The 11294-nt window shown below is 60.5% G+C and carries 11 protein-coding genes and 2 pseudogenes; 6 read left to right on the plus strand and 7 right to left on the minus strand.

Features of this window, described 5'->3' with window-relative positions; genetic code table 11:
- Positions 1-37: 37 nt before the first annotated feature.
- Positions 38-508 carry a low molecular weight protein-tyrosine-phosphatase gene (locus tag B3C1_RS11635; protein ID WP_008485007.1) on the minus strand — a complete coding sequence of 157 codons (471 nt, stop codon included), beginning with the start codon at positions 506-508 and terminating at the stop codon, positions 38-40.
- A 289-nt stretch (positions 509-797) separates the two neighbouring features.
- On the opposite strand from B3C1_RS11635, the pseudogene B3C1_RS20855 reads away from it, so the two are divergent.
- Both B3C1_RS20855 and B3C1_RS20860 read left to right on the plus strand, forming a co-directional pair.
- Positions 798-1514, plus strand: a pseudogene (locus B3C1_RS20855) (PAS domain-containing protein); the annotation flags it as partial.
- Positions 1515-1652: 138 nt separating this feature from the next.
- Positions 1653-2048 (plus strand): annotated as a pseudogene (locus B3C1_RS20860) (methyl-accepting chemotaxis protein); the annotation flags it as partial.
- 2 nt (positions 2049-2050) lie between these two features.
- Here the strand turns inward: B3C1_RS20860 and radD are convergent.
- From radD to htpX, 5 genes are all read right to left on the minus strand, one after another.
- The gene (radD, locus tag B3C1_RS11645) at positions 2051-3730 is read right to left on the minus strand and encodes a DNA repair helicase RadD (protein ID WP_008485009.1); all 1680 of its coding nucleotides are present in this window, start codon (positions 3728-3730) and stop codon (positions 2051-2053) included.
- Positions 3727-4614 (minus strand): tyrosine-type recombinase/integrase, encoded by an 888-nt coding sequence (locus tag B3C1_RS11650; protein WP_008485010.1) that lies wholly within the window; start codon positions 4612-4614, stop codon positions 3727-3729. The genes radD and B3C1_RS11650 overlap by 4 nt, the downstream gene beginning before the upstream one ends.
- The gene (locus tag B3C1_RS11655; RefSeq protein ID WP_008485011.1) at positions 4611-5597 is read right to left on the minus strand and encodes a DNA-binding protein; all 987 of its coding nucleotides are present in this window, start codon (positions 5595-5597) and stop codon (positions 4611-4613) included. The genes B3C1_RS11650 and B3C1_RS11655 overlap by 4 nt, the downstream gene beginning before the upstream one ends.
- Before the next feature lie 193 nt (positions 5598-5790).
- Positions 5791-6312 (minus strand): putative glycolipid-binding domain-containing protein, encoded by a 522-nt coding sequence (locus B3C1_RS11660; RefSeq protein ID WP_008485014.1) that lies wholly within the window; start codon positions 6310-6312, stop codon positions 5791-5793.
- A 108-nt stretch (positions 6313-6420) separates the two neighbouring features.
- Positions 6421-7296, minus strand: a complete 876-nt coding sequence (gene htpX / locus B3C1_RS11665) for a protease HtpX (protein ID WP_008485015.1) — start codon at positions 7294-7296, stop codon at positions 6421-6423.
- A 131-nt stretch (positions 7297-7427) separates the two neighbouring features.
- Between htpX and pepE the strand changes: the two genes are divergently transcribed.
- The 4 genes from pepE (at position 7428) to B3C1_RS11685 (ending at position 10058) form a co-directional block, all read left to right on the plus strand.
- The gene (pepE, locus tag B3C1_RS11670; RefSeq protein WP_008485016.1) at positions 7428-8129 is read left to right on the plus strand and encodes a dipeptidase PepE; all 702 of its coding nucleotides are present in this window, start codon (positions 7428-7430) and stop codon (positions 8127-8129) included.
- A gap of 71 nt (positions 8130-8200) precedes the next feature.
- Entirely contained in the window at positions 8201-8815 is a 615-nt protein-coding gene (locus B3C1_RS11675) for a BamJ family beta-barrel-assembly machinery protein (protein ID WP_008485017.1), read from the plus strand.
- 42 nt (positions 8816-8857) lie between these two features.
- Entirely contained in the window at positions 8858-9529 is a 672-nt protein-coding gene (locus B3C1_RS11680) for an alpha/beta hydrolase (RefSeq protein ID WP_035482004.1), read from the plus strand.
- Between the two features lie 73 nt (positions 9530-9602).
- Positions 9603-10058, plus strand: a complete 456-nt coding sequence (locus B3C1_RS11685) for an NlpC/P60 family protein (RefSeq protein ID WP_035482008.1) — start codon at positions 9603-9605, stop codon at positions 10056-10058.
- Positions 10059-10085: 27 nt separating this feature from the next.
- On the opposite strand, the gene B3C1_RS11690 is transcribed toward B3C1_RS11685, so the two are convergent.
- On the minus strand, positions 10086-11273 hold the full coding sequence (locus B3C1_RS11690; protein WP_008485021.1) for an MFS transporter: 1188 nt from the start codon (positions 11271-11273) through the stop codon (positions 10086-10088).
- Positions 11274-11294: the final 21 nt, after the last annotated feature.

The raw sequence follows: 11294 nt of genomic DNA on the forward strand, positions 1-11294 counted from the left end.
GCCTCAAGGGCGCCTTTTTTTATGGCCGTTCCATGCCTCAGGGGCGCAGGCTTTTCAGCAGGCCAGCCGTAGCCGCCTCCACCAGATCCAAAACCTCTTCGAAGCCCTGGCCCCCACCGTAGTATGGGTCCGGCACTTCATCCACTCCCAGTTCCGGAGCGTAGCTCAGCAGCAGCTTGACCTTGTGCCTGTGACGTTCAGGGCAGCGGCTGATAAGGTCGCCGTAGTTACGCCTGTCCATGGCCAGCAGCAGATCGAAATGGACGAAGTCGTCGCTGGTAACCTGACGGGCCAGGATCTGGGAAAAGTCATACCCCCTGGCCTCCCCGGCTTGGCGGGCACGGCGATCAGGGCTTTCTCCGGCGTGATAGCCGATGGTTCCGGCTGAGTCCACTTCCACTTCAATACCGGCATCGGCAAAGTGCTTTTCGGCTACCGCCTGGGCTGTGGGCGAACGGCAGATATTGCCCATGCACACCATCAGGATCCGGGTTTTTTGTATGGCCACGCTGCTCCCCCACAGTGACTGTTAACCCTATTACCCCTGACTTTTGAATAAAGTTCAAGCAGTTAAAGCCGGAGCTTGAGCCTGCGCTGACCCAAGCTTCGACTGTAAATGTGACCAAGGCAGGGTTTTTCCACAAAGATTTAGCTTTTGCTTATTAAAAAGTGCGGGACATCCGTTTTATAACTAATTGGTAACCTATGAATTGCCACGGGTAACACAGGGACCAAAGGACAGGTGTATGTTTCAACACAAGAAGCAGTGGTTAGCTCAGATAGGGGCGCTCAAGGACATGGTGTCGCAATACAGCGACGACCTTGGGGCTATCAAGCACCATATTGGCTACATCAGCTTTAAACCTGATGGCACCATTACCGAAGTAAACGATATCTTCTGCCAAGTGACCGGCTACCAACGGGAGACCCTGATTGGCCAACATCATCGGCTTTTTTGTAGCGATGCTCTCAGCCAATCGGCGCAGTACCAGCAGTTTTGGCGTGAGCTGGCCGCCGGTATTCCCCAGCGGGGCACGTTCAGGCGTTTAAAGAAGAATGGTGAGCCCCTTTGGCTGGAGGCCACCTACTTTCCGGTACCAGGCCAGGATGGCCAGGTGCACAAGATCATCAAGATAGCGGCCGACATCAGCAAAGACGTCCAGGCTCTTCAGGAAAAGAACGCCATCTTCGATGCGGTGAACAAATCCCAGGCGGTTATCGAGTTCACACCGGACGGCTATGTGCTGAACGCCAATGCCCTGTTCCTGGCCACTTTCGGCTATGAGCTGGAGCAGGTACAAGGCAAGCACCACAAGCTGTTTTGCAATCCCGAGTTTTACGACCGCAATCCCCATTTTTGGCAACGCCTGCAGCAAGGGGAGCATTATGCCGGCAAGTTTGAACGGTTGCGGGCCGATGGCCGGGCGGTCTGGTTGGAGGCCACCTATAACCCCGTGATCAACGAAGACGGCAAGGTCTATAAGATCATCAAGTTCGCCAGCGATATCACCGACAGGATACAACGACTGCAACAAGCCGCCGAGGTCGCAGCCAGCACCTCGGAGCAGACCTCCCAGATCACCACCAATGCCAAACACGCCCTGGACGATGCGGTCCACACCTCAGAGCATATTACCGATCAGGTGCAGGCGGCCCGCCAGACCAGCGCATCCATGCAAAAGCACTCGCTCAGCATCAGCGAAATCGTCTCCACCATCAGGGCCATTGCCGACCAAACCAACCTGTTGGCGCTCAATGCCGCTATTGAGGCGGCCAGGGCCGGCGATCAGGGCCGGGGCTTTGCGGTAGTGGCGGATGAGGTACGCAAGCTGGCCCAGCGGACCAGTATCGCCACTGAGGAAATCGCCAAGGTGGTCTCGGCCAACAGCGATCTCATCAATACCCTGGGCAGCCAGATGGAAGGGATCAACGCCGAAGCCGGACAAGGCCAACACATGATCTGCGACATCAACCAAGGGATGGAAGAAGTGGAAAAAGGCGTGTTGAATTTTTCCAGCCTGATCCACGAACTGACCACCGCCATGTAGGACTAGTCCTCAGACAGGTGGCTCTCTACCCTGCCCTGGTAGTCAAAGATGCGTTGGCCAAGCCGCCATCCCTTGTCCTTTTTCAGGAGCAAAAAACGGGGGTGGCGCAGCATCGACAGGTGCCCGGCCAGGCGTTGGTCATCAGGAAGAAAACGTACCCCGGGTGCCGGGTTAGCCTCGGCCAGGAAGCGTCGCAGTCCTTTGCTGCCGAGGCTCAGGCGTTCGGTAAAGGGCTGGCCGTCCAAGTCCCGGTACTCCAGCACCAAGGCACCCGCCTCAACGGCAGCGGCCATCTCGGCCACCCGAAACAGGTGCTGATCCCGGTTTTTCATGGCGTCGCGCAGCTGCTTGTCCACGTCCACCATACTGGCCTGGCAATGGGGGCATTGGCGCGAAGCAATGTCCGCTTCGCCGCCGCACTGGCCGCAGAGGCGAAAGCGAAAGCGAAAATCGCACTGCTGCTTGGGCCCTGTCATCCCCTGGCAGCGGCGGCCGTAGTGCTCGATGATGTCGCCGCCTTCATCCACCTTGCCCCAAAAGCTGTTGGGAAAATCGCAGACCGGGCAAGGCACGGTAACAGGCACTGTGCCGGGTGGCCTGGGCTCCCCCACCTCCGGGCTAAAAAGGTCAAAGCCCGAACCGGCGTAATCCAGCACCAGGCAGTCATTTTTGCCCTCGAAAAGCCGCAAGCCCCGCCCCACCATCTGCTGGAACAAGGACACCGACTGGGTGGGGCGCAATAGGGCGATGACATCCACATGGGGGGCGTCAAAGCCGGTGGTCAGCACCGACACATTAACCAGGTATTTGAGCGTCCTGGCCTTGAAAGCCTCAATAAGGGCCTGGCGCTCAGGGGTTGGGGTATCTCCCAAGATAAGGGCCGCCTCCTCTGCCGGTAGCCGCGCCAGAATGTCCCTGGCATGTTTGCGGCTGGCCGCGAAGATCATTACCCCCCGCCTGTCCTGGCAAAGGGACACCAGGTGGTCGACGATGGCTGGGGTCAAGGCCCCTTGCCCGGCCAAGGCGCGGTCCAGGGCCGCTTCGGTCCAGCCTTCCACGGCGCCGCTAAAGTCATAGCGAATGGCCGGGGCCGGCACCATCTGCACCGGAGTCAGGTAGCCTTCTTGTACCAGTTGGCGAAGGGGCAGCTCATAGATGCAGTATTTAAAGAGCTTGGCCTCCTGGCTGCGCACCTGGCCCTTGGCGTGGAACTGGTAAATCCAGCCACTGTCGAGGCGATAAGGAGTAGCAGTCAGCCCCAGCACCAGGCTGGTGTTGAAATGGGCCAACACCTTTTGGTACTGGCTTTCCTCGTCAGGGCCGATGCGGTGGCATTCGTCTATCACCACCAGGGAAAAGTCCGTATCAAACTGCCCCAGGTTTGGTGCCACCGATTGAATGGAGGCAAAAACCACCTTGCCCCCGGCTTCCCGGGCCTTAAGGCCGGCCGAGAAAATGCTGCCGTTGTCCGCCACCTGGGCATATTTGCTGGCGTTTTGGGCCACCAGTTCGGCCACGTGGGTCAACATCAGCACCCGCCCCTTGGCCAGCCGCGCCAGCTCGGCGATCACCAGGCTCTTGCCGGCCCCTGTGGGCAGCACCAGCACCGCCGGTTCGCGGTTTTTACGAAAATAGCTGAGGGTGGCCTTAACGGCCTCTTGCTGGTAGGGCCGAAGCTTCATGAAAAGGCCTTGGCAATGGCGTCCTTGGGTAGGGTGTCGACGTATTCTTTCAAGCTTTCCAGGCTCTGCCAACGGCCCACGGCGGCGATATCCACCAGGCTGACGCCGTTACGTACCGCCAGGGTGGCAAAGCTGCGGCGCAGGCTGTGGCAGCTGACCCCTTCAAGTCCCAGGGCCGTAGCCCTTTTTTGCAGGGCAAGGTTGAGGCCATGGGTACTCATGGCCCTTTCTTGCACCTGGCCGTGGCGGTTGATGGCCCTGAGCACCGGGCCGCTGGTAAGGCCGCTTTGTTGCTGCCAACCGGCCAGCCAGGCCCTGGGCTCAAAAGGGGCCGGCAGGGCCGGCAGCACCATCTGCTTGCCTCGCCCTGTCTGGTCGGTCTTGGAAAAACGGATCTGCAGACTAAGGCCGGCTTCGCTGTCGTCCAAGTCGGCAAAGGTCAGGGCCGCCAGTTCCGAGCGGCGCAGGGCCGCCGCCAGGCCAAGGCTTATCATCAAACCGTCCCGCCAACCCAAGAGGCCATCGTTTTGGCAACTGGCCAGCAAGGCCTCCAACTGACTGCGGCTCAAGGTACGGGCCTTGCGCTTGTCCTGGCCCTTTTGCAGCCGGGACAGGGCCTTAAGGGCCAGCACCACCTCGTCATTTACCGGGTCCATAAAACCTTGCTGGCGATGCCAGAGCTTGATGGCACTGATATGGCTGCGAAGGGTGCTGACGCTGAGGCTGGCCCCTTTCAGCCCCAGGTAGCGTTTGAGCTGGCTGGGGCTGGCCGGCAGGGTGAAACCGGCGGTAACAAACTGCTTGAGGCCTGCCTGGTATTGGCTGCGGGTACTGGGGGCCGTGGCGGCCAGTATCCAGTCTTCGGGTAGCGCCGGCAGGGTCATGGGTTACCCAGGCTCGATTTGATGGCTTCCAGTTCGCTTTTCAGCTGTTGGCGTTTTTTCACCTGTTCGGTCAAAAAGCCCAGCTCCTGGCTGAGTTCAACCAGCATCGACTGCTGCTTCTCAAATTGGGCTACCAAGTCCACCTTAGGCTGCTCGGCCAGACGCTGGTTGCTGCTGGCAAGCTCCCCTTCCAACAGGGCAATGCGCCCCTGCTGACGAGACAGCTCTGCCCGCTGGCTTTCCAGCCGTACCTTGGCCTCTTGGAAGCCGCTGACCATACCGCTTAAGTTGCGGTTTTCCTCACCCAGGCTTTGTACCTGCTCCTGAAGCTGGCGTTCCTGCTGCAGCCATTGCCAGCGAGCCTCTTCGAAAGCTTCCTGGCGCTTGCTCTGTTCGGCCTGCCAGCGCTCCTGGAAATGCTGCTGCTGGTGGAAAAGGTGGCTGACCTGGGCCCTGTTGTCTTCGGCTTCCCGTTGCCATTGGCTGGCTTGCTGGCGCAGCAGGGCCACCTGGCGTTGGCTCTCGGTGAGTAACTTCTGCTGTTGGGACTGCTCGTCCTTGGCCTGTTGCAGCTGCCGTTGGCCCTCGGCCAATTGGTTGCCCAAAGCCGCCAGCGTTTCTTTGGCCTCGGCCAACTCGTTAAGAGCCTGGTCCCGCTCGGCCTGCAGCTGGGCCACCTTGTCCAGTACCGCCTGTTCTGCGGAGTCGATGGCGGCTTTTTTTTCCCCCTCCATCTGCTGAAAGAGGGCATCCAATGACTGCTGAAGGTGTAAAGGTGTAGCCAGCCTTACACTCCTTTCTTCCTGAGATGAGGCATGCCATTCCTGCAAATAGCGGCTGATGGAACTGTTGGAACCGCCCCCCAGCCAGCTGCGCACGTTGTTCACCGACGGCTGTGAACCCTGCTCTACCAGGGCCTGGGCGGCCTTCCATACGTTGTCACGATTGGCCCTGAGCTGCTGGCCGAAGGGGTTGGTGGTCATGATGCACCTTTACGTAAAGATGTAATATTTACATTACACACAATAATAGGCACAAAAAAGATGCAGTCAAGGTTTGTTGTTAGATTTTAAAATTGATTTTTTGGTAAGTTAGAGTGGTGTTTTAGAAGGTCTAAGCCGGGAACAAAACCCGCCCTTAAGGCCAGCAAAAATGCGGTTGTGATGACCGGTCATCCTAGCGAGGCTGCTTCCACAGCTCGCCGTAGTCTTTAACCATGCCGTTATCGTCGATGGACAGTTCGGCGGTAAAGCCGGTGGCTTTATTGGTGTAACGGTACAGCTGGGGGGCCAGGTGGGCGTAGTTTTGCTCTACCACCTCGAAGTAACCCTGGGGAAAACGGTACCAGAGCACCTTAACGGTCCTGTCGTCCCCCACCACCAGCCCCAGGCGTTTGATGGGCAGCATGTTGGTGGCCAGGGTAAAGCCGAGGTCTACGTCCAGACAGCCTTGCCACTGGGGTTGAGGCTCGCCGTTGAGCAGCCAGTTGCCCTCTCCGTCCCCTGTCACCATTACCGGATCCCCTCCTTTGGGCACTACCGTGGCCTGGCGGGTGCGCCAGCAGGCGAAGCAACGGATCTCGTAGTCCAGGGCAAAGGGGCGGCCTTCGTAAAGGCCCAGCACGGTACCGTCCAGGTCATGGTCGTTGATCGTCAGGTGCTCGAGGCTTTGCCAGGGGCCTTTCCATAACATGTCCATCCGCAATGCTCCCGGTGGATGAGAAGTCTTGCTTTCAGACTAGGCAGGATTTGGCGAGCAGGCAGAAAAAAGGCCGCAGATGCGGCCTTTGGCAGGAATAAGAAGGGTTTAGGCGGCGCGCAGGGCGGCGATGCGCTTTTCGATGGGCGGGTGGCTCATCATCAGTTCGGCCAGGGAGCGTTTGCCCTGAATACCGAAGGCGGCCAGTTGGCCTTCCAGATGCGGCTCTTCATGGGCGCGGCCCAGGCGCTCGAGGGCGCTGATCATCTTCTGGCGGCCAGCCAGGGCGGCACCACCGGCGTCGGCGCGGAACTCACGCTGACGGGAGAACCAGGCGACGATAACGGACGCCAGCAGGCCAAAGATGATTTCCAGTACCATGACGGTGATGAAGTAGGCGATACCGCCCAGGCCTTGGCCTTCTTCGTCGTCACTGCGGGTGGCGTTGGAGATGACGCTGGCCACTACCCGGGCAAAGAACATCACGAAGGTGTTCAGCACGCCCTGGATCAAGGTCATGGTCACCATGTCGCCGTTGGCAATGTGGGACACTTCGTGACCCAGCACCGCTTCCACTTCGTCCCTGTCCATCTTGTACAGCAGGCCGGTGGACACCGCTACCAGGGAGTTGTTGCGGCTGGGGCCGGTGGCAAAGGCGTTCATGTCGGGGGAATCGTAGATGGCCACTTCCGGCATCTTGATGCCGGCCTTTTCGGCCTGACGGGCAACGGTCTGTACCAGCCACTGCTCCATCTGGTCTTTGGGCTGCTCGATGACATAGGCGCTGGTGGAGCGCTTAGCCATCCACTTGGACATCAGCAGAGAGATAAAGCTGCCGCCAAAGCCGAACACGGCCGCAATGACCAGGTAACCGCCGATGGAATGGTACTGGACCCCCAGTGCCGACAGCACCAGGTTAAGGACCAGGGACAACACCAGGATCACCGCCAGGTTGGTTGCCAGGAACAGGATGACGCGTTTCACGATAAGACTCCTTTGGTCAAAGACGCGTTGGTCTGATGACATAATATGTCCGCCCTTTCGCTTTTCAAGCCCACCCCCACAGAAAATTCGTTATCATTTGTGACTTTCCACTGCCCACAAGGTTTCCTGCTATGCGTGCCTTATTGCTTTCCGCATCCCGCGCCGGTGACACTCCCTACCTGACCCATGCCCTGCCCTATATCGATGCCCTGCTCAAAAGCGACGAACGGGAGCTGCTGTTTATTCCCTACGCCGGCGTGACCATCGGCTGGGACGACTACAGTGCCAAGGTCGCCGAGGCCCTGGCGCCTTTGGGCATTACCGTGACCGGTATTCACAGCGCAGAAGACCCGCTGGCGGCAGTGCGCCAGGCCAAGGCCATTGCCGTGGGCGGCGGCAATACGTTTCGTCTGCTGAGCGAGCTCTACAGCCAGGGCCTGGTAGGCGCCGTTGCCGAGCAGGTGGCCAAGGGCCTGCCCTATATCGGCTGGAGCGCAGGGTCTAACGTGGCCGGCAAAAGTATCCGTACCACCAACGACATGCCCATCATCTACCCCCCGAGCTTCGACGCCCTGGGCCTGCTGCCCTTCCAAATAAACCCCCACTTCACCGACTATGTGCAGCCGGGCCACAACGGTGAGACCCGCAGCGAGCGCCTGACCGAGTTCTTGACCCTCAATCCCCAAGAGCAAGTGGCCTGCCTACCGGAAGGTACGGTCCTGCACCTGGACGGGAACAAGCTCGCGTTGCTGGGGGATAAAACCGCTTATTTAATGCGCTTTGGGCAAACCGATGAGGTGCAGGCCGGCAGCAGTCTGAGCCACTGGCTCTGAGCCGGGATGCGAACCGCCGGGGGCTTTGCTACTATCCCCCTTCTTTTAAGCCAAGCACAGTGAGTGACAAGATGGCCGAGTACCAAACCACAGAACAGAAAGCCAGCTACGGCGTTGGCCGCCAGATGGGCGACCAACTGGCCCAGCAAGCCTTCGACGGCCTGGACATTGCCGCCGTTCAACAAGGGCTGGCCGATGCCCTGCGCGGTGAAGAGTTCGCCGTGTCCCCCGACGACATCAATGCCGCCTTCGACGTGATCCGCACCCAGTTGGAAGACGCCGCCAAGGCCCAGCACGCCGCCTTCACCAAGGCCAACGACGCCTTCTTGGCCGACAACGCCAAGAAAGACGGCGTTATCGTCACCGATTCCGGCCTGCAGTATGAAGTGCTGGTCAAAGGCGACGGCGCTGTGCCCAGCGCTTCCGACAAGGTCAAGGTGCACTACCACGGCACCCTGACTGACGGCACCGTGTTCGACAGCTCCGTGTCCCGTGGTGAGCCCATCAGCTTCCCGGTCACCGGCGTGATCAAAGGCTGGGTTGAAGCCCTGCAACTGATGCCGGTGGGCTCCAAATGGCGCCTGACCATTCCCCACGATCTGGCCTACGGTGAGCAAGGCGCCGGCCGCGCCATTCCGCCCTTCGCCGCCCTGGTGTTCGAAGTGGAACTGCTGGGTATCGAGTAAAAACAAAGGCAGCTTCGGCTGCCTTTTTTGATGGACCTGTTGATGGAACTGCTACCCCACCTGACCCTGGAAACCGGCCCCAACCCCGACGCCGCCGTGATTTGGCTGCACGGCCTGGGAGCCGACGGTAACGACTTTGCCCCCGTTGTGCCGGAACTTGGCCTGCCCCAGGGCGCCGCCGTGCGCTTTATCTTCCCCCACGCCCCCAGCATCCCGGTCACCGTCAATGGCGGCTACATCATGCCCGCCTGGTACGACATTTTGAGCCTGGACATCGAGCGCAAGCTCGACCAAACCCAGCTGCGGGCGTCGGCGGCGGCCATCAAGGCCCTGGTAGAGGCGCAAATGGACCTGGGCATTGCCAGCAACCGTATCGTCATCGCCGGCTTTTCCCAGGGCGGGGCCGTGGCCTATGAAATGGCCCTGGCCTTCGATAAGCCCCTGGCCGGCGTGCTGGCCCTGTCCACCTACTTTGCCACCAAGGATTCTGTGGTGCCCCACCAGGCCAACCGGGACCTTGCCATCGCCATCCACCACGGTGTGCAAGACCCGGTAGTGCCGGAGGTGCTGGGCCAACAGGCCCAATCGGCCCTGACCGCCATGGGCTATCAGCCCCAGTACCGCCGCTACCCCATGGAGCACAGCCTTTGCCTGCCCCAGGTGAAGGACATAGGCGCCTGGATGACCCAGGTGCTGGGTTTGAACTCCCGCTGAAACAAGCCCTTGCCCGGCTGGGCAAGGGCTTGGCCCAATGTTAGGGTGGGCCAAATTTGCCCATGCCTTACCCATGAAAAGAGCCCTTATCAGCCTATGCCTGTTGCTTGGCGCCTGCGCCAGCCCGCCCCCTTTACCCCCTGAAGCCTCACCTGCCCCCAAGGACCCGGTGGCAGCCAAACTCCAAGACCAGTACCGCCAATGGCGGGGGGTTAAATACCGGCTGGGTGGCACCACCAAGAACGGCGTGGACTGCTCGGCCTTTACCCAGATCACCTTCCGGGACCAGTTCGCCACAGCCCTTAGCCGCACCACGGCCGCGCAGGTCAAGGAAGGACGCTGGGTAGGTCAGGGGGAGCTGTTGGCAGGGGATCTGGTGTTTTTCAAGATTGGCCGCAGCCGCCATGTGGGGATCTACCAGGGCCAGGGGCTGTTCCTGCACGCCTCCACCAGCCAGGGGGTGATGCTTTCTTCCCTCAAAGACCCCTACTGGCAGGCCCATTACTGGACCGCCAGGCGCATCTTGTAATAAAGCCGCCCCGAAGGGCGGCTTTTTTCAATGCAGGCGGCGACGGCTGGCCACCAGGATCAGGGTTGCCACCAGCAGCACCAGGCCACTGGCCAGCATCACGGCGCCAGCGCCGCTGGTGTCGACGATAACGCCGCCCATCAACGCCCCCAGGGCAATGGCCAATTGAATGGCCGAGACAATAAGGGCACCGCCACTCTCGGTCTGATCCGGAACCACTTGGGTAACCCAGGTGGACCAGCTGACCGGCGTGCCGCCAAAGGCCAGGCCCCAAAGCACTATCATCACCAGGCCCAGCAAGGCACTGCCCTGGTCCAGCAAGCCCAGCAGCAACAGGGCCATCAGCAATGCGACTGTGGCACCCAGCAATACCTTCGGCAAGTACCGCCCGATAAGGCGCCCGGCCAGCAAGGTGCCGCAGAAGTTGGCCAGGCCAAAGCCCAACAACACTAACGAAATCACCTGCAGTCCCAGTTGCTGGTGCTCCAGGTAGTCGCGCAAGTAGGTAAAACCGGCAAAATGAGCGGTAAAGATCAGGGTTACCACCCCTATCCCCAAGCCCAGCCCGGGGCGCTTAAGCACTGCCCAAAGCCCGGCCATGCTGCCCCCGGCCTGGGCTGTTAAGGGTGGCAGCAACATCCATTGGGCGGCCATGGTCAGGGCGCTCAGCAACGTCGCCATGGCAAAGACCTCACGCCACCCCCAAAGGCCTCCAAGGTAGCTACCCAGCCCGGCCGCCGTGATGGTCGCCAGTGGCACGCCGCTGAAGATAAGGGAAAGGGCCTTGGGAGCTTGCCGTTCGCTGACCAGCCGGATGGTAGTGGCCGCCGCTATGGCCCAAAAGCCCCCGAGGGCCAGGCCCAGGCCGATACGGGCCGCTAACAACACCCACAGGTTGGGGGCCAGGGCCACCGCCAGGTTGGACACCAACATCAGCCCACTCAAGGCCACCATGACCCGGCGCCGGTCAATGCCTTTGGTCAGGGGCACTATGGCCAGGCCTCCCAGCAGGGCCATCAGCGCCGTCACCGTCACGGCCTGGCCCATCTGGCCGGCACTGACCCCCAGGGCCTCCCCCATGGGAGTCAGCAGGCTGGCCGGCAGGAATTCTGCCGTCACCAGGGCAAAGACCCCCATGGCGATGGACCAGACGGCAGGCCAGCCACCTGTGCCGCTCAGGGCTGTGTCGTTGGTGGCAGTTTGGGGTCCGGACATGTTTTACCTCGATAATGACTG

The sequence above is a fragment of the Gallaecimonas xiamenensis 3-C-1 genome, assembly GCF_000299915.1.
Lineage (GTDB): Bacteria > Pseudomonadota > Gammaproteobacteria > Enterobacterales > Gallaecimonadaceae > Gallaecimonas > Gallaecimonas xiamenensis.